Origin of the sequence: Janthinobacterium amylolyticum, assembly GCF_051380655.1 — a bacterium.
Lineage (GTDB): Bacteria > Pseudomonadota > Gammaproteobacteria > Burkholderiales > Burkholderiaceae_D > Janthinobacterium.
This window is the reverse complement of record NZ_JBNYXL010000002.1, coordinates 48,989-70,074: the sequence shown is the minus strand read 5'-3', so window position 1 is coordinate 70,074 and position 21,086 is coordinate 48,989. Positions and strand designations below refer to the sequence as shown.

The window sequence follows — 21,086 nt, the reverse complement described above, 5'->3', positions numbered from 1 at the left end:
GCTCAGCGCACCGCCACCCGCGCCAGCCCCGGCTGGTTCACCATCCAGTAGTGCTGGAAGGCCAGGCGGATGTTGTCGCGCAGCTGGGTGTCGTCCCACGGCTTCGTATAGAAGCGGTAGATGGCGCCCCGGTTGATCGAGTCGAGCACCGCTTCGAGGCCCGTGTAGCCAGAGAGGATGATGCGGATGGTTTCCGGGTACAGCTCTTTTACCTTACTGAGGAATTCCGTGCCGCTCATGCTGGGCATGCGCTGGTCGCAGACGATGACGTGCACGCGGTGCAGCGCCAGCATCTCGAAACCTTCGGCCGGCGTGCTGGCCGTGAGGATTTGATAGCCCTCGGGGCGGAACAGCCGGTGCAGCGAGGACAGCACATTGACGTCGTCGTCGACGATGAGCAGGGTTTGCGCCGGCTGGGCGGCCGGGTCGTGGCCGGGCGGCAGGCCGGCGCCGGCGACGATCATCTGGCCCAGTTCCAGCGCCGGCAGGGCGCGGCTGAAATAAAAGCCCTGGATTTCATCGCAGCGGTTGCGCCGCAGGTATTCGAGCTGCGGGCGCGATTCCACGCCTTCGGCCACCACGCTCAGTTTCAGGCTGTGCGCCATGCTGATGATGGCCAGCGCGATGGCCGCGTCGTTCGGGTTGCTGGTGATGTTGCGCACGAAAGCGATGTCGATCTTCAGCTTGTCGATGGGGAAGCGCTGCAGGTAGGCGAGGCTCGAGTAGCCGGTGCCGAAATCGTCGATCGCCACCTTCACGCCGATTTTCTTCAATTTGCCCAGCACGACGATGGTGCGCTCGGCATTCGACATCAGCGCCGTTTCCGTCAGTTCCAGCTCCAGCAGTTCCGGCGCCACCTGGTAGCGCGCCAGCGCGTGCGTCACTTCGCCTTCCAGGTCGCCCTCGGCAAACTGGCGGCTCGACACGTTGACGGCCACGCGCACGGGGCCCACTTCGCTGTCCCGCCATTCGGCGATCTGGCGGCAGGCGGCCTGGATCACCCAGGCGCCGACGCGCACGATCAGGCCCGTGTCTTCCAGCACCGGCACGAATTCGGCTGGCGCCACCAGGCCGTAGCCGGGACGGCGCCAGCGCAGCAGCGCTTCCACGCCGCTGATGCGGCCCGTGCGCAAGTCCACCTTCGGCTGGTAGTAGAGGATGAACTGTCCGTGTTCCAGTGCATGGCGCAGCGCCAGTTCCAGGTCAAGGCGCGCCAGCACCTGCACGTTCATGCCGGCCGTGAAAAAGCGGTAGCCGTCGCGGCCCGCCTGCTTGGCGCCGCCCATGGCCGTATTCGCGTATTTGATCAGCGTTTCCGGATCGGTGGCGTCGTCCGGATACATGGCGATGCCGATGCTGGCCGTCAGGGTGGCGGCGTGGCCGCGCAGGTCGAACGGCGCGCGCAGCGCTTCGCGCACCTGGTTGGCCACCGCCACGGCTTCCTGCTGGTTGCGGCTCATGGCCAGGATCAGCGCGAATTCGTCATTGCCCAGGCGCCCCACCGTGTCGCGCAGGCGCACGCATTCCACCAGCCGGTTGCTGAACTGACGCAGCAATTCGTCGCCCAGCGCCGCGCCCAGGGTGTCGTTGATGCTTTTGAAGCGGTCCAGGGCGATGAACAGCACCACGATGCGCCAGCTTTTTTCCTGCGCCAGTTCCACGGCCTGGGCCAGGGTCTGGTAGAACAGGCTGCGGTTCGGCAGGCCCGTCAAGCCATCGTAATGGGCCAGGTGCTTCAGGCGCTCCTGCGCCTGGCGCCGTTCGCTGATGTCGCGCGCCACGGCGATCAACAGCAGGCCGCCCGTGGCCTGCCCGCCCGGCACGGGCGCCTGCGCATACCAGTGCCAGCCCAGCTCCACCGGCACCAGACTCAGGTCGCGGCGCAGCAGTTCGCATTCCGTCACTTCCGTGGCCAGGTGGGCCGAGCCATCGAGCAGGGCCGCCAGCGGCGCCGGCGGCGGCGAAGGCAGCAGGGCACCGGGCGACAGCGACAGCAGCTCCGCGCGCGCGTAACCGAGCAAACGGCAGGCGCCATCGTTGGCGTCGACCAGGGCCATGCCCAGCACGTCGACGAGGAAGATGGCATCGGTGGTGGCGTCCATGGCGCCGCGGAAGCGCTGCAGTTCCGCCGTGCGCTGGCCCACCGTGCGTTCGAGCAGCGCGTTGTAGTGGCGCGCGGCGCGGTGCAGCAGGCGCACTTCGAGCATGTTGCGGATGCGCGTGAGCACTTCCAACGCATCGAAAGGCTTGCTGATGAAGTCGCGCGCGCCCGCCTCCAGCGCCGCCAGCTTGGCGTCGGGATCGGCGGCGATCACCAGCACGGGCAAATAGCCCTCCAGCTCCAGCGGGCGCAGCGCATCCATCACGGCGTAGCCGCTCATGGCCGGCATCACCAGGTCGAGGATGATCAGGTCGAACTGGTGGCGCTGGTGCAGGCCGGCCACGGCGCGCGCGTCGAGGGTGCTGGTGATGGCCGTGTAGCCGCCGCTTTCCAGCAGATGCTCGAGCAGGCGCAGATTGACTTCCTGGTCGTCGACGATGAGGATTTTCGCGCCATAGATGTCGGCCTGGCTGATCATGGCGCGCCCGTGCCTTTCTGCCGGCGCTGCTGCGCCACATGCGCCAGCGCGCTGTTGATGGCCGCGTTGAACTCGTCAAGGTTGATCGGCTTGGTCAGATAGCGGTAGAAGCCCAGCGCCATGCTGCGTTCGACGTCGCCCGGCATGGCGTTGGCCGTCAGGGCGATGACGGGAATGTGCGCCGTGCGCGGGTCGGCGCGCAGCAGTTTCAGGGCGTCGGTGCCATTCATGGTGGGCAGGTTGATGTCCATCAGTATCAGCTGCGGCAAGTGGGTGCGCGCCATTTCCACGCCCAGGTGGCCATCGTGCGCCGTCAGCAGCCGCAGTTGCGGGCAGTAGCGGACGATTTCCTCGACCAGGGTCAGGTTGGCCGGATTGTCTTCCACGTACAGCACCGTGACGGGAGCGCTGTGCTCGAGCAGCGCGCCGGCCAGGTCCGGCCGCGGCAAGCCGGACGGCGCGGGCAGGGGCAAGGCATCGATGGCGCGCAGCTCGATCCAGAAGGTGCTGCCCACGCCCGGCTCGCTGGCCACGCCGATGCTGCCATCCATCAGTTCGACCAGGCGCTTGGTGACCACCAGGCCGATGCCGCTGCCCTCTTCCGTGCCGCCTTCCTGACCCAGGCGGTTGAAGGGCTGGAACAGCAGCGCCACCTGCTCGGCATCGAGGCCGATGCCCGTGTCGCGCACGCTGATGCGCACGCGCCCGCCCGGCTGCGGCGCGCAAGCGATGTTCACCTGGCCCTGCGCGCGGTTGTACTTGAGCGCATTCGACAGCAGGTTCAACAAAATCTGTTTCAGGCGCGTGCGGTCGGCCAGCACATTGAGCACGCAATCGCCGGGAAAGGCCATGCCGATGCCGCGCTGGCTGGCCAGCGGCGCGATCATGTCGCGGCACTCCTGCAAGATGGCATCGAGGGCCACCGGTTCCAGCGACAGGCTGACGGTGCCCGATTCGACTTTCGCCAGGTCGAGGATTTCATTGATGAGGGTCAGCAGATGGCGTCCGGATTTGAGGATATGCCCGGCAAATTCCTTCTTTTGCGCCAGCGTCGACGGCAGGCGGTCGGAACTGAGGATTTGCGCGAAGCCCAGGATGGCGTTCAGCGGCGTGCGCAATTCATGGCTCATCGACGACAGGAAGGCCGACTTGGCATAGTTGGCGCTGCGCGCCTCTTCCATCGCCATGGCCAGTTCGCCATTCGTCATTTCCAGCTGCACCGTGCGTTCATGCACGCGCACTTCCAGCTCCTGGTTCAATCGCATGACTTCCTGCTGCGCCTGGGCACGCTGCTCGGCCTCGCGCGCCAGCTCGCCGTTCGAGCGTTCCAGCGCCTGCGTGCGCAGCTCGATCTCGGCCAGCATCTTGTTGAAGGAATCGACCAGCTGCGCCACCTCATCGGCGCTGAGCTTGCGCGCGCGGCGCGAATAGTCGCCCGTCTCGATGACTTCGCGCGCCACGTCGGCGATGTCGAGGATGGGCTGCGTGATCACATGATCGAGACGGCGCAGCAGCAGCAAGGCTACCAGCAGCGCCAGCACCGTCACACTCAGGGCGATGGCCAGGTAATCGACGGTGCGCCCCGCCAGTTCATAGTCGGCGCGCAGGTAGACGGTGCCCAGCAGCTCGCCGTTGTCGACGATGGGCTTGAACAGTTCGACGGACTTGCCGGCGATGTTTTCGCCCTCCTTGCCCACCTGTTGCGGCACCGGTCCCGTATGTTCATGCGCGCGGTAGCTGGCAAACAGGCTGCCGTCGGCCTTGTACAGGGCGCCGGCCGTGACGCGCGGGCGGATGCGCATCAAATTCAGGTTTTCCAGCGCCAGGCGTTCATCGTCGAAGGCCAGCGCGGCCGAACTCATGTGCCCCAGCAGCTCGGCTTGGGTACTGATGTCGGCCACCAGGTTGCGGTGGTAGGCGCGCAAGTCGTAGACGACGATGGTACCCAGCGAAATGACGAGGGCCACCAGGGTGGTCAGCAAGACCACCGTCATCAGCTTGCGGCGGATGGAACGCAGCCTGATCATCTAGGCGCCTCCCGTCTGCACGCGGTAGGCGGCCAGCAGCATGCGCGCACTGATGCGGATATGCGCCTGCGCCACGGGTTTCAAGGCCACGTCGAAACGCACCTTGTCGTCTGCCATCACAAAATTGATCATGCTGCCCATGGCATAGACCTCATCCGAATCGGATACCGTCAACAGCGCCAGGCCACGGCTGGCCGCCAGCAGCTCCTGCAGGACCGGTTTGTCCAGCGCGCCCAGATACAGCACATGCAAGCCAGCCAGCGACTCGCCGCGCCGCACCTTTCTGACCTGCACCGGGCGCCCGTTGACGCTGTGGCCCGCCACGCTCAGTTCCAGCTGCTCGGCCAGCGCATCGGCGCCGGCCACGCCGATCACCAGCGGCGCATCGGGCCGCGCAAAACTGCCTTCCGGCCACTCGACGAAACCGGCAAACTTGTACAGATAGGCGGCCTTCACCTGCCGCTCCAGCTCGCCAGGCACCTGTGCCCGCGCATCCACGCACAGCACGCCCAGCAACAGCAATAGCCAGCCCCAGCAAATGGGGCCGCGCACGGGGCCGCGCAGAGGGCCGCTATGCCGCCAGGTCCAGTTCAGTAGTGCCATGACAACCGAGTAAAGATAATGCGTTCGAAGGCGCGGCGCCATGCCGCGTCCCAATGGGTAAAGCGAACCGATGGCGGCACCACGCCGGACGGCGCGCCATATTGGTAGCAAATGTATAAAAGAGTGTACGCATTTTCGCTGTCAGCGGGGAAAGTTTCTTCTGCCGCGCTCAGCCCGGCACGGCGCGGCCGGAAAGGCCAGCCATGCTACAGTCATGGCCTCGCATGCAGGAAATCCACATGAACAACGCTATCTTCACACTCTCCACCCAGGTCGGCAAGGTCTTGCAGGAAAAAGGCTTGCTGCTGGCGACGGCCGAATCGTGCACGGGCGGCGGCGTGGCCCAGGCCGTCACCGACATCAGCGGCTCGAGCGCCTGGTTCGAGCGCGGTTTCGTCACCTATACGAATGCCGCCAAGCGCAGCATGCTGGGCGTGCCGGCGGAACTGCTCGCCGCGCATGGCGCCGTCAGCGAAGAAGTCGCCGCCGCCATGGCGCAAGGCTGCCTGGCCCACAGCGAAGCCCAGGTGGCTGTCTCGACCACGGGTATCGCCGGCCCCACGGGCGGCGTGCCCGGCAAGCCGGTCGGCACCGTCTGCTTCGGCTGGGCCATGGACGGGCGCGTGCTCACGCAGCGGCTGGTTTTTGCCGGCGACCGCCAGGCCGTGCGCGCGCAGGCCGTGGCGCAGGCGCTGCGGGAACTGCTGCGTTTTATCCAGTAGCGTCGGCGATGCAGGCGCGGTCGCGGCCTGCCTGTTTCGCCGCATACAGGGCGCTGTCGGCGCGCATCAGCAGCTCGTGGCGGCCGGCGCCGTGGCGCGGATACTCGGCGATGCCGGCCGAAAAAGTGCAGCCCACCAGGCTGTGCGGCGCCTGGCGGATCAGCAGCTCGCGGTAGCGCGCGGCGATATCGTCGATCTTGTGCGCGGCGATCACGCTGTCGGCATCGCGCAACAGCAAGCAGAATTCCTCGCCGCCGTAGCGGCACACCATGTCGCTGCCGCGCAGCTGGCTTTCCACCAGGCGCGCGAACTGGATCAGCACCTCGTCGCCAAAGTTGTGTCCATAGGTATCGTTGACGCGCTTGAAGAAATCCAGGTCGATGATGGCGATGGCCACGGGCGCATCCGCATCGGCCTCGTACAGGATGGCATTCAGGCAGGTTTCAAAATGGCGGCGGTTGTACAGGCCCGTCAGGTGGTCGCGCATGGCCTGCTCCTTCAGGCTGTCCTGCAGCGAATTGACGTGCATGATCTGGTGCGCCAGTTCGCGGTTCAGGTGCTCGAGCTTGACGTTTTCCGTCTCGCGCGCCGCCTGCAGCTCCAGCGCCTTGTCGCGCTCGGCCTTCAGGCTGTGCATTTCCTTTTCCAGGTTGCGCATCAGGATGCGCGACGCGCGCGCCGACTTGCTGCTGGCCTCGTAGGCTGCCTGGTATTGCTGCAGGAAACCATATGCCGCTTCCCAGTGACCCAGCTGGGCATTGATGTCGGCCAGTCCGCGCAGGATCTGCTGCTGGTGGAAGGGGTTGCGCGTCCAGCTCAGCAGGCTGTGCGCCTGCGTCAGGGATGCCAGCGCCTGCGCCGTCTGCCCCGCATGCAAGTCCAGCTTGCCGCGCACCAGCCACGCATGCATCTGCTCTTCCAGGTCCTGGCCGCGGCGCGCATATTCCTCGGCGCGCAGCAGCAGCTGCAGCGCGCTGGCCGGCTGCCGCAGCAGGATGGCGGCGTGGGCGGCGATGCAGAACAAAAAGGCGCGGATGGCCAGGTCTTCTTCCGGCCACTCGTAGAACGGCTCGACCAGCGCCAGCGCCTCGGCCGGCTTGCCGGTAGCGAGCAGGCACATGGCCAGGTTGGCCGAGACAATGGTCTGCTGGTATTTCAGCTTTTGCGTGCCGATGATCTCGAGCGCTTCGACCAGCAGCGGAATGGCATCCTCGTCATTGCCCAGGTCGTGCTGCGACGACGCCAGGTTCGACAGGCTGTTGACGCGGTGCGCGGGGCTGCCGAAGCGCTCGGCGATATCGAGCGCCAGCAAAAAGTTGCGCGGGCCGTCCTGCGTGTCGCCGCGGTTCAGGGCATCGACGCCCAGGCGCGCATACAGCATGAATTTATGCAGGGTATCGGGAATCTGCGCGGCCTGGCTGCGCGCCATCAGGAAATGCTGCTCGGCATCGGCAAAGTCGCCGCGCCGGCTGGCGTAAGCGCCTTGCAGGGCCGCCACTTCCATGCCGCCCTCCAGGTCGCACGTCTGCTGGAAATAGTCGGTCAGGCGTTCGCACGGCGGCTCCGCCTCGCCCGCATAATAGGCGAGCCAGCAATGATTGAGTTCGGCGTACGCGCTGCCGCGCGCATACTGCTGGCGCTGCGCCGCCGCCAGCGCCATCTGCGCCAGCCGCCGCGCCTGGCGCCGGTTGCCCACCAGGCAAGACAGCGCTTGCTGATTGAGGCGGTCAATGTCGGCTTTATCGAGACTGGAGATCGGCACTGCGTCCTCGTTCACACTCTGGGGTGGATTTTTCACTCAAAACTTGCTCTGCATCAATGGTATCCTGATTAACATCATAACCAGATTCGCTCTTCCCCATGGCATATTTGCAAAGGATTGTGGTAAAAATGCCAGTTGCAGTCTGGCCGGGAGCAATCGCCGCTGTCACGGAACTTTTGTAGTCACTGACGCAACAACTTGGAGTAGTCGCAATGCAAAACACGGTACATTTCATCCTGCAGGGCAAGGGCGGCATCGGCAAGACCCTGGTCTCGACCCTGCTGGCGCAATGGATGGGCGGCAAGGATGGCACGCCCCTGCGCTGCTATGACACCGATCAGGAAAACGCCACTTTTTCGCGCTACAAGGCGATGAATGTCAAACACGTGCCCGTGATGACGGATGCGCGCAACATCGACCCGAAACGCTTCGATGCGCTGATGATCGATATCCTCGGCGAAGAAGGCAACTGCGTGGTCGACAATGGCGCGAACACCTTTTCGCCGCTGATGGGCTACCTGCTGGAAAACGACTGCTTTTCGCTGCTGGAAGAATCCGGCCGCAAGGTCTACATCCACACCATCGTCGGCGGCGGCGACACCCTGCACGACACGGCCACGGGCTTTGTCGCCACGGCGCAATCGACCAAGGTGCCGCTGGTGCTGTGGCAAAACGAACACTTCGGCCTGCTGCAATCGGCGTCCGGCAAGCAGTTCATGGAATCGCAGTCGTACAGCGACAACCGCGCGCGCGTGAAAGGCAGCGTGACCCTGAGCCAGCGCAATCCCGACACCTTTGGCGCCGACGTCAAGAAAATGAACACGGCGCGCCTGACGATGCAGGAAGTGCTGCAGAACGACAAGTTCAACATCATGGAAAAGCAGCGCATCAAGGTCGTCTACCGCGACATCTTCGAACAACTGGACAAGGTGCAATGGTAGTGGACCAGCACAAACTGCGCACCCACGTGTTCGACAAGACGGGCATCCGGATCGACGTCGATGACCCGATATTCGCCCTGGTGGCGCTGAACGAAGCCGTGCTGGCGGAAACCGTCGAGCGCCAGCTGGCCCTGCTGGACGCGGCCACGCAGGCGCTGGCGGCGCAGGCACGCGCGGCGGGCGGCTTGCCGGCCGCGCCTTCCCAGGCCCCCGCCCCTGCCACGGCAGCGGGCGCCGCGCCGCCAGCCGTGCCCGTGCCCGTGCCAGCGCCAGTACCAGCGCCGACCGCGCCGGCCGGCTTCACGCCGCGCGAATGGCGTCTGCTGGGCGCGGCTGCCGTGGTCTCGGTCGCCTGCGCCCTGCTGGTGCTGGGCGGCGCGGCCTTGCTGTACAAAAATGCACCATCAGTAACTTCTACGCCAGCCACGCGCCAGCCGTAGCCACTCTCCCCCACCTTGGAAGCACGCATGAAACCGATCAAACTGCTGGCCATTCCCGCCCTGATGCTGTCGCTGTACGGCGCCCCCATGAGCCTCGTCCACGCCGCCGATGCGGCTGTCACGACGGGCGCCACGGCCGTGCCGAATATCGCCTACGAGAAATACACGCTGCCCAACGGCCTGGACGTGATACTCGTGGAAGACCATAAATTGCCCGTCACGGCCGTCAACATCTGGTACCACGTGGGGCCGGCGAATGAAGCGCCAGGGCTGACGGGCTTTGCGCATCTGTTCGAGCACATGATGTTTGCCGCCACCAAGCACGTGCCGCGCGGCATGGCCGACCAGCTGCTCGAAGGCGCGGGGGCCACGGATTCGAACGGCAGCACGGATTTCGACCGCACCAATTATTTCGACACGGTGCCGTCGAACCAGCTGGAACTGGCCCTGTGGGCGCATTCGGACCGCATGGGCTACCTGCTGGACGTGCTCGACCAGACGGCCCTGACGAACCAGCAGGACGTGGTGCGCAACGAGCGCCGCCAGAGCGTGGAAAACGCGCCATACGGCATCGTGCAGGAAGCCCTGTACCACCAGCTGTTTCCCAAGAGTCACCCGTATTACGCCAGCGTCATCGGTTCGCACGCGGATATCCAGAATGCAAAACTGGCCGACATCAAGGATTTCTTCACCAAATACTATGGTCCCAACAATGCCAGCCTGGTGATCGCCGGCGACATCGACAAGGCCAGGACCAAGGAACTGGTCAACAAATATTTCGGCAGTTTCAAGAGCGGCCCGGCCGTGCCGAAACCCGATGTCGTGACGCCGCCCATCACGCAGGAGCGCAGGATCGTGGTGCAGGACAGAGTGGAATTGCCGCGCGTCTACATGGCCTGGCTGACGCCGTCCGCCTACACCAAGGATGACGCGGAACTGTCGATGGCCGCGCAAATCCTGGCCGGCGGCAAGTCCAGCCGCCTGTATAAATCCTTGGTGTACGACAAGCAGATCGCGCAGGACGTGGGCGCCAGACAGGGCTCCAACGCGCTGACCTCCATCTTCACCATCGACGCCACGGCGCGCCCGGGCCGCAAGCCGGAGGAAATCGAGCAGGCCCTGCAGGCCGAGCTGGAACAGCTGCGCGCCAAGGGCCCCACCGAGAAGGAACTGGAACGGGCGCGCAACAGCATCGAGACAAGCATGCTGAGCCAGGTGGAAAAGATGGGCGGCCACGGCGTGGCCAACTTGCTCAACGAATACAACCAGTACGTGGGCGACCCCGGCTACCTGGCCAAGGATATCGAACGCTACCGCCAGGTGACGGTGGCCGGGGTGCAGCGCGCCGTCGATACCTATTTGAAGAACCAGTCGCGCGTGGTCGTGTATGGCGTGCCCGGCACGCCGGACCTGGGCGCGGAAGTGCCAACGCCGGCGCCGGGCAAGGTCAAGCCGGCGCCAGGCACGGCCATCAATGCGGATGAACAATGGCGCTACAAGGTGCCGACCGCCGGCCCCGCACCGAAGATCGTGCTGCCGCAAGGTAAATCCTTCACCCTGAGCAACGGCTTGACGGTGATCCACCATTACAACCCGGCCGTGCCGCTCGTGTCGAGCCAGCTGGTCATCAAGAGCGGCTCGGGCGCCAATCCGCTGACGCAGCCGGGCTTGTCGAGCTTTACGGCGCAGTTGCTGCAGGAAGGCACGGCCACGCGCAGCGCGCCGCAGATCGCCGACGACGTGGCGCAACTGGGCGCTTTCCTCGGCACCGGTTCCGGCACCGATGCCTCGTTTGCCCAGCTGACGTCGCTCAAAGCCACCTTCCCGCAAGCGCTCGATGTGCTGGCCGACGTGGTGCAGCATCCGCAATTCCCGCAAGAGGAAGTGGAACGCCAGCGCGCCAGCCGCATCGGCGAACTGGCGCAGCAGCGTGAAAACGCGGGCGCCGTCGCGGCCAGGGTGGAAGCGGCGGCCCTGTACGGCCCGCAGCACCCGTACGGCTACATCCAGCTGGGCACGGAAGCGGCGCTGAAGGCGGCCAGCCGCGCCGACCTGCAAGGCTACTGGCAGCAGCACTATGTGCCGAACAATGCGGCGCTGATCGTCTCGGGCGATATCGGCGAAACGGAATTGAAGGCGCTGGCCGAAGCCAAGTTCGGCGCCTGGAAGCCGGGCACCATCACGCCGGCCGTGGTGGCGGCGCCACGGACGACGCAGGCAAAATTGATCCTCGTCGACAAGCCGGGCGCGCCGCAATCGGCCGTGCGCCTGTCGACCATCGCCGTGGCCCGCACGACGCCCGACTATGCGCCGCTGCAAGTGATGAACGCGGCGCTGGGCGGCTTGTTTACCAGCCGCCTGAACACGAACCTGCGCGAAGAAAAGGGCTATACCTACGGCGTGCGTTCGCAGTTCCAGTACCGCCGCCATCCGGGACCGTTCTCGATCGCCGCCGGCGTGCGCACCGATGTGACGGGCCCGGCCGTATCGGAAACCTTCAAGGAAATCCGCGCCATGATCGCCAAGCCTCTATCGGCAAAGGAACTGGCGAACGCGCGCAATTCGCAAGTGCTGTCCCTGCCGGGCCAGTTCGAGACGAATGCCAGCATCAGCGCCAGCATGGCCAACACGTATATCTACGACCTGGGCCTGGACTACTACACCACCTTGCCGCAGCGCTTTGCGGGCGTGACGGACAAGCAGGTGCAGCAGGTGGCAAAAAAATACCTGCAGCCAGAAAAGCTGATCGTCATCGGCGTGGGCGACAAGGCGAAGATCGCCCCGCAACTGTCGAAACTGAAACTGGCACCCGTGGAAGTGCGTGACGCCGAGGGCAACGTGAAGTAATGCGGGTCAGCGGCGCTTGAACAGCGCCGCTGCATCCACCAGCGCCGCGAGCGCCACGCCGGCCGAGTAGGCGATCAAGTCCACCCAGCCGAAGGTGGAACCGAGCACCAGGTGGCCCAGCGGATGCGCGCGCAGCGCGACGATCCATGGCGCCTGGTACAGCTGGCCAAATTCCACGCCAAAGCAGATCAGCAGTGACCACAGGGCCAGTTGCCAGGTGCGCATGCGCGTGGCGATGGCGCCCAGCCCAAAGACGATCATCATGGCCCACAGGGCGTCGCCCGGATATTTCCCCAGCGCGGCGGGAAGCAATTGGGGATAAGAGCGCGAGGCCAGGCCCAGCGCGATGACAGCCACAGCCGCGCCCACCTGCAGCAGGCGGCGGCGTTCAGGTTTTACCAGGAACATATTTCCATTCAGAGACACGATACGGGCCGACCCATTGCGGCCTGCATTTATTGTATGGCGATATTGTACTGCGCCTGCCGTGCCTGCCTGGCGCATATTTCGTCAAAGCAAGTTCAATCGAACTTCACGTGTTCCGCCAGGAAATCGAGCAAGGCGCGCACGCGCAGCGGCAGATGGCCGCCCTGTCCCACGTACACGGCATGTACTTCCTCGCTGTCGCCCGGATTGCAGTCTTCCAGCACGGCCGATAAGCGGCCTGCCGCGAGATCGGCGCGCACCTGGAAGGCGGCCAGGCGCGCCAGTCCCAGTCCCGCCAGCGCCAGCTGGCGCAAGGCTTCGCCGTCGCTGGCCTGCGCATTGCCGGTGACGGGTACGACGATGTCGCTGCCGGCCTGGCGCAATGGCCAGCCCGAGCGGGAGCGCGCGTAATTGGCGTCAAGCAGGTTGTGTACGGCCAGCTCGGCCGGTAGCTGCGGCGTGCCGCGCCGCGCCAGGTAGGCGGGTGCGCCCACGATCAGCATGCGCGTCTGGCCCAGCTTGCGCGCCATCAGGCTGGAACTGGCCAGCGGGCCGGCCCGCACGGCCACGTCGGTGCGCTGCTCGAGGATATCGACGACGGTATCGGTGAGCACGATATCGAGCGTCACATGCGGATAACGCGCGAGGAACAGGGGCGCCAGCGGCAACAGGAAATGCTGGCCGAACGGCACGTTGGCGTTGATGCGCACGCGGCCCTGCGGCGTGCCCTGGACGCCGGCACAGCGCTCGGCCTCGTCCAGCGCCGCCAGCACCTGCACGCCCCGCTCATACAGGCCGCAGCCTTCGGCCGTCAGTTGCAGCTGGCGCGTGGAACGGTTCAGCAGGCGCGCGCCCAGGCGCTGCTCCAGCCGCGACACCAGCTTGCTGACGGCCGATGGCGTCATGCCGCAGGCACGCGCGGCCGCTGAAAAGCCGCCCAGTTCGATGACCCTGACAAATATTTCCAGCTCGCCCGAGCGATTGACGTCCACTCTGCCCATTGTGAATTCAACTCATAAATGTTCTTCTCTACGACAGTCTAGTACATAAATGAGACGGGCGGCATCATGGCGCATCCCCTTGACGGAGCCTGACACCATGACCTTCCTGCATGCCTTCCCCGCCAGCGCCGCGCTGGCCCTTTCCTTGTCCCTGGGTAGCGCCGCCGCCCAGGCGGCCGAACCCGCCAGCCAGCCCCATGCCGCCTGGCTGGCCAGCTGGACGGCCAGCCCGCAAGCCGTCTGGGCAAGCGATTTCCTGTTTCCCAGCAACGTGCCGGCCGTCGTGCATGACCAGACCATCCGCCAGGTGGCGCGCCTGAGCGTGGGCGGGCGGCGCGTACGCATCGTGCTGTCGAATGCGTATGGCACGCTGCCGCTGCGCATCGGCGCGGCCAGCGTGGCACTGAGCGCGCAGGATTCAACGCTCCAGCCCGGCAGCCTGCGCAGCCTGACGTTTTCTGGCCAGCCATCGGCCACGGTGGTGCCCGGCGCGCCGCTGGTCAGCGATCCCGTCGACCTTGCCGTGCCGGACCTGGCGCGGCTGACGGTGAGCATGTACCTGCCGCAAGCCACGCCGGCATCCACCTTTCACTGGGACGGGCGCGAGACGGCGTGGCTGGCGCCAGGCGAGCGGACGCGCGCCGCGCGCATCGACACGCAACAGGCCGGGGTGCGGACGACGACGGCGCGCCTGTTGCTGAGCGCGATACAAGTGGAAGCAGCAGAGGGGACGCAGGCGGTGGCCATCCTTGGCGATTCCATCACCGATGGCGCCAGCGCCAGCCTGGGACGCGACACGCGCTGGCCCGACGTGCTGGCCGAACGCCTGGCGCCGCACGGCGTGGCCGTCATCAACGCGGGCATTTCCGGTGCGCGCCTGTTGTCTGACGGCATGGGCGAGAAGGCCCTGGCGCGCTTCGGGCGCGACGTGCTGGAGCAGCCGGGCGTGCGCACGGCGATTGTACTGATCGGCATCAATGACATCAGCTGGCCCGGCACGGCGTTCGCGCGGCAGGAAAAGCGGCCCACGCTGGCGGCGTTGAAGAGTGGCTACGGCCAGCTGATCGCGCAGGCACGCAGCCGCGGCGTGCGCGTGATCGGCGCCACCCTGACGCCATTCGCCGGCGCCTTGCCGGGCACGCCGCTGGACGACTATTACCAAGAGGAAAAAGACGCATTGCGCCAGCGGCTCAATGCGTGGATACGCGACAGCGGCAGTTTTGACGCGGTGCTCGATTTTGACGCCTGGGCGCGCGATCCGGCCCATCCGCTGCGCCTGCTGCCCGCCTACGATTCGGGCGACCACCTGCACCCGGGCGACGCGGGCAACCGCGCGCTGGCCGAGGCGGTCGACCTGACGCTACTGTTTGGCAATCAATCGCCCAGGCCCGCGTACAAGGCCGTGCTCAAGTAGCGTTCGCCGAACGACGGGATGATGGTGACGATGTTCTTGCCCGCGTTCTCCGGGCGGCGCGCCACTTGCAGCGCGGCCCACAGGGCGGCGCCCGACGAAATGCCGACCAACAAGCCTTCATCGCTGGCGGCCAGGCGCGCCGTGGCGAACGCGTCGTCATTCTTGACGCAAATGATTTCATCGTAGATGGCCGTGTTAAGGATCTGCGGCACGAAACCGGCGCCGATGCCCTGGATCGGGTGCGGCCCTTTCGTGCCCTTCGACAGCATCGGCGACGCTTCCGGTTCCACGGCGATCACTTGCAGGCCGGGCTTGCGTTCCTTCAGCACTTCGCCGATGCCGGTGATCGTGCCGCCCGTGCCCACGCCGGCGATGACGATGTCGACCTGCCCATCCGTATCGCGCCAGATTTCCTCGGCCGTCGTGGCGCGGTGGATGGCGGGATTGGCGGGATTGTTGAATTGCTGCAGCATCAGGTAGCGCGGATCGGCCGCCACCATTTCCTCGGCCTTGCGGATGGCGCCCAGCATGCCTTCGCTGCCCGGCGTGAGCACCAGTTCGGCGCCGTAGGCGCGCAGCAGGATGCGCCGTTCGCGGCTCATGGTGTCGGGCATGACCAGGGTACAGCGGTAGCCGCGCGCGGCGCAGACCATGGCCAGGGCGATGCCCGTGTTGCCGCTGGTGGGTTCGACGATGACGGTATCGGCATGGATCTTGCCGGCGCTTTCGGCGGCGACGATCATGGCCAGGCCGATGCGGTCCTTGACGCTGTGCGCGGGATTGTAGAATTCGAGCTTGGCCAGGATGGTGGCAGTGCAGCCGGCGGCGATGCGGTTGATGCGCACCAGGGGAGTGTTGCCGATCAGTTCAGTGACGTCGTTGGCGATGTTCATGGAAGGAATCTCCGCTATTTCAAGAAACCCCAGTCTACCGCGTTTTACCAGCGGCGCGCAGCGGCGCCGCTGGTGGAAAAGCAATTACTTCACGTCCAGCAGTTCCACGTCGAAGATCAGTGCCGAGTTCGGTGGAATGTCGCCATTGCCGGCGCCACGCGGGCCGTAGGCCAGTTCGCCAGGAATGATCAGGGTGCGCTTGCCGCCCACTTTCATGCCGGCCACGCCCTGGTCCCAGCCCTTGATGACCATGCCCTTGCCCAGCTGGAAGTCGAAGGGGCCACGGCCCACGGAGCTGTCGAACTGCTTGCCGCGCGAATTCTTCGCCAGCGGACGGTACAGCCAGCCCGTGTAGTGCACGACCACGGTATTGCCGGCATTCGCTTCCTTGCCCGTGCCGACCTTGTTGTCGATGATGATCAGCTTGTCGGCGACAGGGCCTGGGCTCATCGATACGGCGGATGCGGGAACAGGGGCTGGCGCCTGTGCCTGCGCCAGCGACGCGGCGACGGAGCAGATCAGGGCAAACAAAACGGAGCTACGCGTCATGATGTATTCTTTCAGTGAGTTTCGGTAAGATCCCTGCGCGCAAACATGGCAGGGAACGCCAATGATAGCAAACCGCCGCAACGATATGAAAAACTTGTCGCCCGACTCACACTTTCCCCGTCTGTTTTACGCCCTGTGGCCCGATGCCGCCACGCGCGCGGCGCTGGCCGCCTGGCAAGCCGGCCTGGGCGGCAACCCCACGCGGCCGGACAAGCTGCACCTGACCCTGGCCTTCCTGGGCCAGCGCCCGCCCGCCGAGCTGCCCGCCCTGCTGGGCATCCTGGAAGACTTGCCGGCGCGCGCCATGCCGCTGGTATTCGACCACGTCGGCCGTTTCCCCAGGCTGGCCCTGGCCTGGGCCGGCCTGGCACGGCCCTCGCCCGCCCTGCTGGACTTGCGCGGCGCCTGCATGCGGGCGCTGGCGGAGCAAGGCCTGGCACCCCGTTTCGAGCACGACCGCTTTACGCCGCACGTGACCCTGGCGCGCCAGACGCCGCCCCCGCCGCCGGAACGCCCGTCTCCCGTGCAGTGGCAAGCGCGCGAACTGGTGCTGGTGGAATCGTTGAAAAGCAGCGGCGACTACCGCGTCGTGGCGCGCCGCGATTTGCGTTGACTTATGCCGCTGCCGGCAAGGCAAGCGCCTTGTCCTGGCGCAAGGTCTTCAGCGCATGCGCGGCCGCCACCATGCCGAAGCTGGCCGTGACCACCACGCTGGAACCGAAGCCGGCGCAGTTCAGGCCCGTCACGCCAGCGGCCGTGCCGTCGACGGCGCAGGCTTCCGTGCTCTCGGGCGTGCTCAAAGGCTCCATGGAAAACACGGCGTCGACATTGAATTTGTTTTTCACGCCGCGGGGGAAACCATATTCGGTACGCAACAGTTTGCGCACCCGCTTGAGCAGCGGTTCCTGTTCCGTTTTCGACAGGTCGCGCACGGCGATCAGGGTCGGGTCCGTCTGGCCGCCCGCGCTGCCGATGGTCAGCATGGGAATGTTGCGCGCGCGGCAATACGCGATCACGGCCGCCTTGGCCTTGGCATTGTCGATGGCGTCGATCAGATAATCGAAATCGCGCCCGCCCAGCAATTGCTCGAGGTTGTCGGGGGCGATGAAATCCTCGATCTGCGTGACCTGGCAAAACGGATTGATCAGTTCGATGCGCTCGGCCAGTGCCGTGATCTTGGCCTTGCCGATGGTGTCGCTCATGGCCTGGATCTGGCGATTGATGTTCGATTCGGCAACATTATCCAGGTCGATCAGGGTCAGGCGGCCGACGGCGCTGCGCGCCAGCGCTTCGACGATCCAGGAGCCGACGCCGCCCACGCCGATCACGCACACGTGGGCGGCGCGGAAACGTTCCAGTGCGGGGGCGCCATACAGGCGGGCAATGCCGCCGAAACGGCGCTCAAAATCGATCTCGGTCAAGTCCGTGGAAATTAGTTCATGGGTGGAGGTATGCATGCCGCCATTTTAACGGACACTGCGCTGACGGATATTCTAAAATAGCTGAATAGACACAGCGACAACCCACCCTGTCGCCGCGCCCCAACACCGCCCACCATGAGAACACGCCATGACTACCCCCCTGTTCGACCCTGTTCCCGGCTTTGACCAGCCCATCGCCGTACTCAAGCATTGCCACGACAAGATCCGCAAGCAATTGACGACCTTGCAAAACCTGCTGGGCCACCTGGCACAGCATGGCAACACGGCGGATGCCCGGCAGGCGGCCAAGGCGGTGTTGCAATATTTTAATAAGGCCGCGCACCTGCACCATGACGACGAAGAGCAGGACCTGATGCCCATGCTGCAGGCGACGGCCACGGGCGATGATGCCACGCTGCTGGCAACCCTGGTGCCGGAAATCCTTGCCGACCACCAGCGCATGGACCAGGCCTGGCTGACCCTGCGCCCGGAACTCGACGCCATCGCGGCCGGCGCGGGTACGCAGCTGTCCGCCGAAGGCGTGGCCGCGTATGTGGCCGCCTACCAGGCGCACATGGCCAAGGAAGAGGGCCAGCTGGCGCCGATGGCCAAGCGATTGTTCAGCCCGCAGCAGATGGAGCAGCTGGGCACGGCCATGCAGCGCCGCCGCGGCATCGCCCCCGAGGCCGCGGAAACGCCGGACCCGGCCGCCGTGCTGGCGGCCATGCGCACCGATTACGTGCAGTCCAGCCTGAACGAGACGGATGTGCTGGCCGATCCTGTCGCGCAGTTCCAGAAATGGTTCGGCGAGGCCGTCAAGGCCCAGGTGATCGAACCGAACGCCATGGACTTGTCCACCGTCACGCCTGACGGCAAGCCCAGTTCGCGCATCGTGCTGATCAAGCAGTTCGACGAGCGGGGGTTTACCTGGTACACGAATTACAATAGCGACAAGGGCCGCCAGCTGGAACAGAACCCCCATGCGGCGCTGCTGTTTTTCTGGCGCGAGCTGGAGCGGCAGGTACGCATCGAAGGCACGGTGGTGAAAACCACGGCCGCCGAGAGCGACGAGTATTTCAATGTGCGCCCCGTGCAGAGCCGGTTGTCGGCGATTGCCTCGCAACAAAGTGCGCCCATCGCCGACCGCGCCGCGCTGGAAAGCAATTACGCGGCCGTGGCTGCCGCCATCGGCGACGCCCCGCCGCCGCGTCCGGAACACTGGGGCGGCTACCGCTTGCAGCCGGAACGCATCGAATTCTGGCAGGGGCGCCGCTCGCGTTTCCACGACCGCATCGTCTACACGCGCGGGGCGGACGGGCAATGGAGCATGCAGCGCCTGCAGCCTTGAAGCGCGTGGCCAAGGCGGCGCAAAGCAAGCCCGGCAATATAGGTGTAGGCTATGAGGTGTAGTGCTTAGATCATTGTTTCTCAATTTACGGCCGCGTCAGCGGCCGCTTCATTGGAGGCCATTTTGTTTGTACAAAACCAACTCAAGTCCTGGATCGCCGGTATCCGCAGCAAGACCGCCTTGCCGCTGCGCATAGAATTGTGGAACGGCCAGCACGTCGACCTGTCGAGTGAAGCGCCCAGAGTCACCATCCGCCTGCCCACCGCCGCCTCGGCCCGCTATCTGCTGAACCCTTCGCTGGCCAATCTCGGTTCGGCCTATGTGGAAGGCAATATCGAGGTCAAGGGCACGGCCATGGACATGATTGCCATCTGTAACGCCCTGGCGCGCAACACCCTCAAGCCGGAAGGCAAGCTGGCCCGCATCGTGCGCAGCTTTACGCACGACAAGAGCAAGGATGCCGAAGCCATCCGCTATCACTACGACGTGTCGAACGCGTTCTACCAGCAATTCCTCGACCCCGCCCTCGTGTATTCCTGCGCCTACTTTGAAAACGGCGATGAAACCCTGGCACAGGCGCAGGTCAAGAAGATCGACCATATCCTGACAAAAATCCAGCTGCAGCGGGGCCAGACCCTGCTCGACATCGGCTGCGGCTGGGGCGCGCTGGTGATGCGCGCGGCGCAGCACTACGGCGCCCGCTGCGTGGGCGTGACCCTGTCGGAAAACCAGTATGCGCTGGCGCGCGAGCGCGTGGCGGCCGCCGGCCTCGAGCACCTGATCGAGATCCGCCTGCAGGACTACCGCGACGTCACGGGCCAGTTCGACCGCATCACCAGCGTGGGCATGTTCGAACACGTGGGCCTGAAACATTTGCCCGAGTATTTCAGCATCATCAACAAGCTGCTGGCGCCGGACGGCATGGCGATGAACCACGGCATTACCTCGACCGACCCGGACAACGGCGAAACGCCGTATGGCGGCGGCGAATTCATCGAAAAATACGTGTTTCCACATGGCGAACTGGCGCACATCGGCAATGTGCTGAAAACCATGCAGCAAGGGGGGCTGGAAGTGCTGGACGTGGAAAACCTGCGCCGCCACTATGCGCGCACCTGCGCCTTGTGGACGGAAAATTTTGAAGCCCATGCCGAGCAGATCCGGCCGCTGGCGGGCGAGCGGCGCTTCCGCATCTGGCACGTCTACCTGGCCGGCTGCGCCTATGCCTTCGAACAGGATTTGATCAGCCTGTACCAGATCGTCTGCGTGAAGGCGGGACGGCGCTCGTCCACCCTGCCCTGGTCGCGCAACTACATGTATGAGAAAAGCGCGACGCCGGCACCCGTGTTGACGGCCTGAGCGCCAGCAGGCAAGCGCTGCCTCACTTCACGCGGTGCGCATACATGACGCGCAGTTTCTCCACCTTGGGCGCGACGACACAGGCGCAATAGCCCTGCAGCGGATGCTGCGCCACGTACTGCTGGTGGTAGGCCTCGGCCTGGTAATACGGCTGGGCCGGCGCCAGTTGCGTGACGATGGGCGCATCCCACACGCTGGCCATTGCGGCGATGACCTTGCGCGCGACTTTCTCCTGTTCCGGCGACTGGTAGTAGATGACGGAACGGTATTGCGTGCCCACATCATTGCCCTGGCGATTCAGGGTGGTGGGATCGTGGATCGTGAAAAATATCTCGAGTATGTCGTGGTAGCTGATCACGGCCGGGTCGAATTCCAGCCACACCACTTCCGCGTGGCCCGTCTGGCCCGTACAGATCTGCTCATACGTGGGATGCGGCACGCTGCCGCCCGTATAGCCGGACGCCACCCGCGTGATGCCGCGCACCTCGAGGTATACGGCTTCCAGGCACCAGAAACAGCCGCCTCCCAGCACCGCGATTTCCGTCTGTCCATTCATGATGCTCTCCTGCAAAAATATACGCGCCGGCCAGCGCCGCCTGCCCCGGCTGTCTGCTTGAGCAGGACATACTTGCCTCTTCCACCACTGTAACGCAAAGCGGCGGGGCCTGCAGTGCCGCTTGCCACGGCGCGTGGTGTACCGCACATAGCGCAGGACGGGCCACAATTGCGCTGGCCTGGCCGATTTTTGGCATAA

General features: G+C 65.2%; 18 protein-coding genes. 8 read left to right on the top strand and 10 right to left on the bottom strand.

Going from position 1 to position 21,086, the window contains the following annotated elements; translation table 11 throughout:
• Positions 1-2: 2 nt before the first annotated feature.
• From ACQ4WR_RS03925 to ACQ4WR_RS03915, 3 genes are read right to left on the bottom strand one after another with little or no spacing between them, the layout of a single operon-like run.
• On the bottom strand, positions 3-2,579 hold the full coding sequence (locus tag ACQ4WR_RS03925) for an EAL domain-containing protein (RefSeq protein WP_436485458.1): 2,577 nt from the start codon (positions 2,577-2,579) through the stop codon (positions 3-5).
• Entirely contained in the window at positions 2,576-4,606 is a 2,031-nt protein-coding gene (locus ACQ4WR_RS03920) for a sensor histidine kinase, YfiR-like protein-associated (RefSeq protein ID WP_436485456.1), read from the bottom strand. Before ACQ4WR_RS03920 ends, ACQ4WR_RS03925 begins: the two co-directional genes overlap by 4 nt.
• Complete coding sequence (locus ACQ4WR_RS03915; protein ID WP_180979612.1) at positions 4,607-5,209, bottom strand: TOL_0243 family YfiR-like periplasmic protein; 603 nt, start codon at positions 5,207-5,209, stop codon at positions 4,607-4,609.
• A 239-nt stretch (positions 5,210-5,448) separates the two neighbouring features.
• Between ACQ4WR_RS03915 and ACQ4WR_RS03910 the strand changes: the two genes are divergently transcribed.
• Complete coding sequence (locus ACQ4WR_RS03910; protein ID WP_102299115.1) at positions 5,449-5,931, top strand: CinA family protein; 483 nt, start codon at positions 5,449-5,451, stop codon at positions 5,929-5,931.
• Here the strand turns inward: ACQ4WR_RS03910 and ACQ4WR_RS03905 are convergent.
• Positions 5,921-7,693: a GGDEF domain-containing protein gene (locus tag ACQ4WR_RS03905; RefSeq protein ID WP_436485453.1), complete on the bottom strand. Its 1,773-nt coding sequence runs from the start codon at positions 7,691-7,693 to the stop codon at positions 5,921-5,923. The two genes, ACQ4WR_RS03910 and ACQ4WR_RS03905, sit on opposite strands and share 11 nt — an antisense overlap.
• A gap of 212 nt (positions 7,694-7,905) precedes the next feature.
• Between ACQ4WR_RS03905 and ACQ4WR_RS03900 the strand changes: the two genes are divergently transcribed.
• The 3 genes from ACQ4WR_RS03900 to ACQ4WR_RS03890 are packed head-to-tail and all read left to right on the top strand — an operon-like array spanning position 7,906 to position 11,921.
• Complete coding sequence (locus tag ACQ4WR_RS03900) at positions 7,906-8,634, top strand: P-loop NTPase family protein (RefSeq protein WP_102299113.1); 729 nt, start codon at positions 7,906-7,908, stop codon at positions 8,632-8,634.
• Positions 8,634-9,074, top strand: a complete 441-nt coding sequence (gene traM, locus ACQ4WR_RS03895) for a conjugal transfer transcriptional regulator TraM (protein WP_436485451.1) — start codon at positions 8,634-8,636, stop codon at positions 9,072-9,074. Before ACQ4WR_RS03900 ends, traM begins: the two co-directional genes overlap by 1 nt.
• Positions 9,075-9,101: 27 nt before the next feature.
• A complete protein-coding gene (locus ACQ4WR_RS03890; protein WP_436485450.1) occupies positions 9,102-11,921 on the top strand; it encodes a M16 family metallopeptidase in 2,820 nt (939 codons plus the stop codon).
• 6 nt (positions 11,922-11,927) lie between these two features.
• Here ACQ4WR_RS03890 and ACQ4WR_RS03885 read toward each other — a convergent pair whose 3' ends face one another.
• Positions 11,928-12,329 carry a ribosomal maturation YjgA family protein gene (locus tag ACQ4WR_RS03885; protein WP_102293550.1) on the bottom strand — a complete coding sequence of 134 codons (402 nt, stop codon included), beginning with the start codon at positions 12,327-12,329 and terminating at the stop codon, positions 11,928-11,930.
• Positions 12,330-12,442: 113 nt separating this feature from the next.
• Positions 12,443-13,348 carry a LysR family transcriptional regulator gene (locus tag ACQ4WR_RS03880; RefSeq protein ID WP_436485448.1) on the bottom strand — a complete coding sequence of 302 codons (906 nt, stop codon included), beginning with the start codon at positions 13,346-13,348 and terminating at the stop codon, positions 12,443-12,445.
• Between the two features lie 97 nt (positions 13,349-13,445).
• Between ACQ4WR_RS03880 and ACQ4WR_RS03875 the strand changes: the two genes are divergently transcribed.
• Positions 13,446-14,762 carry an SGNH/GDSL hydrolase family protein gene (locus ACQ4WR_RS03875; protein ID WP_436486086.1) on the top strand — a complete coding sequence of 439 codons (1,317 nt, stop codon included), beginning with the start codon at positions 13,446-13,448 and terminating at the stop codon, positions 14,760-14,762.
• On the opposite strand, the gene cysK is transcribed toward ACQ4WR_RS03875, so the two are convergent.
• Together cysK and ACQ4WR_RS03865 are read right to left on the bottom strand one after the other, a co-directional pair.
• Positions 14,723-15,655, bottom strand: a complete 933-nt coding sequence (gene cysK, locus ACQ4WR_RS03870) for a cysteine synthase A (RefSeq protein WP_102293552.1) — start codon at positions 15,653-15,655, stop codon at positions 14,723-14,725. The genes ACQ4WR_RS03875 and cysK overlap by 40 nt on opposite strands.
• 84 nt (positions 15,656-15,739) lie before the next feature.
• Positions 15,740-16,204, bottom strand: coding sequence for an FKBP-type peptidyl-prolyl cis-trans isomerase (locus ACQ4WR_RS03865; RefSeq protein WP_102293553.1), 465 nt, complete (start codon positions 16,202-16,204; stop codon positions 15,740-15,742).
• 94 nt (positions 16,205-16,298) lie between these two features.
• On the opposite strand from ACQ4WR_RS03865, the gene thpR reads away from it, so the two are divergent.
• On the top strand, positions 16,299-16,817 hold the full coding sequence (gene thpR, locus ACQ4WR_RS03860; protein ID WP_436485446.1) for an RNA 2',3'-cyclic phosphodiesterase: 519 nt from the start codon (positions 16,299-16,301) through the stop codon (positions 16,815-16,817).
• Between the two features lies 1 nt (position 16,818).
• Here thpR and tcdA read toward each other — a convergent pair whose 3' ends face one another.
• A complete protein-coding gene (gene tcdA / locus ACQ4WR_RS03855) occupies positions 16,819-17,661 on the bottom strand; it encodes a tRNA cyclic N6-threonylcarbamoyladenosine(37) synthase TcdA (RefSeq protein ID WP_436485444.1) in 843 nt (280 codons plus the stop codon).
• 112 nt (positions 17,662-17,773) lie between these two features.
• Between tcdA and pdxH the strand changes: the two genes are divergently transcribed.
• Both pdxH and ACQ4WR_RS03845 read left to right on the top strand, forming a co-directional pair.
• On the top strand, positions 17,774-18,973 hold the full coding sequence (pdxH, locus tag ACQ4WR_RS03850) for a pyridoxamine 5'-phosphate oxidase (protein WP_436485443.1): 1,200 nt from the start codon (positions 17,774-17,776) through the stop codon (positions 18,971-18,973).
• A 123-nt stretch (positions 18,974-19,096) separates the two neighbouring features.
• On the top strand, positions 19,097-20,332 hold the full coding sequence (locus ACQ4WR_RS03845; protein WP_436485441.1) for a class I SAM-dependent methyltransferase: 1,236 nt from the start codon (positions 19,097-19,099) through the stop codon (positions 20,330-20,332).
• A 22-nt stretch (positions 20,333-20,354) separates the two neighbouring features.
• Here ACQ4WR_RS03845 and msrA read toward each other — a convergent pair whose 3' ends face one another.
• Entirely contained in the window at positions 20,355-20,888 is a 534-nt protein-coding gene (msrA, locus tag ACQ4WR_RS03840; protein WP_436485439.1) for a peptide-methionine (S)-S-oxide reductase MsrA, read from the bottom strand.
• Positions 20,889-21,086: the final 198 nt, after the last annotated feature.

Bases quoted from the DNA above. Each gene is read 5' to 3' on its own strand.
- ACQ4WR_RS03925 (WP_436485458.1), bottom strand. From the start codon at position 2,579: ATGATCAGCCAGGCCGACATCTATGGCGCGAAAATCCTCATCGTCGAC.
- ACQ4WR_RS03880 (WP_436485448.1), bottom strand. From the start codon at position 13,348: ATGGGCAGAGTGGACGTCAATCGCTCGGGCGAGCTGGAAATATTTGTC.
- ACQ4WR_RS03875 (WP_436486086.1), top strand. From the start codon at position 13,446: ATGACCTTCCTGCATGCCTTCCCCGCCAGCGCCGCGCTGGCCCTTTCC.
- ACQ4WR_RS03865 (WP_102293553.1), bottom strand. From the start codon at position 16,204: ATGACGCGTAGCTCCGTTTTGTTTGCCCTGATCTGCTCCGTCGCCGCG.
- ACQ4WR_RS03900 (WP_102299113.1), top strand. From the start codon at position 7,906: ATGCAAAACACGGTACATTTCATCCTGCAGGGCAAGGGCGGCATCGGC.
- tcdA (WP_436485444.1), bottom strand. From the start codon at position 17,661: ATGCATACCTCCACCCATGAACTAATTTCCACGGACTTGACCGAGATC.
- ACQ4WR_RS03915 (WP_180979612.1), bottom strand. From the start codon at position 5,209: ATGGCACTACTGAACTGGACCTGGCGGCATAGCGGCCCTCTGCGCGGC.
- ACQ4WR_RS03890 (WP_436485450.1), top strand. From the start codon at position 9,102: ATGAAACCGATCAAACTGCTGGCCATTCCCGCCCTGATGCTGTCGCTG.
- ACQ4WR_RS03910 (WP_102299115.1), top strand. From the start codon at position 5,449: ATGAACAACGCTATCTTCACACTCTCCACCCAGGTCGGCAAGGTCTTG.
- cysK (WP_102293552.1), bottom strand. From the start codon at position 15,655: ATGAACATCGCCAACGACGTCACTGAACTGATCGGCAACACTCCCCTG.
- msrA (WP_436485439.1), bottom strand. From the start codon at position 20,888: ATGAATGGACAGACGGAAATCGCGGTGCTGGGAGGCGGCTGTTTCTGG.
- ACQ4WR_RS03885 (WP_102293550.1), bottom strand. From the start codon at position 12,329: ATGTTCCTGGTAAAACCTGAACGCCGCCGCCTGCTGCAGGTGGGCGCG.
- pdxH (WP_436485443.1), top strand. From the start codon at position 17,774: ATGACTACCCCCCTGTTCGACCCTGTTCCCGGCTTTGACCAGCCCATC.
- ACQ4WR_RS03920 (WP_436485456.1), bottom strand. From the start codon at position 4,606: ATGATCAGGCTGCGTTCCATCCGCCGCAAGCTGATGACGGTGGTCTTG.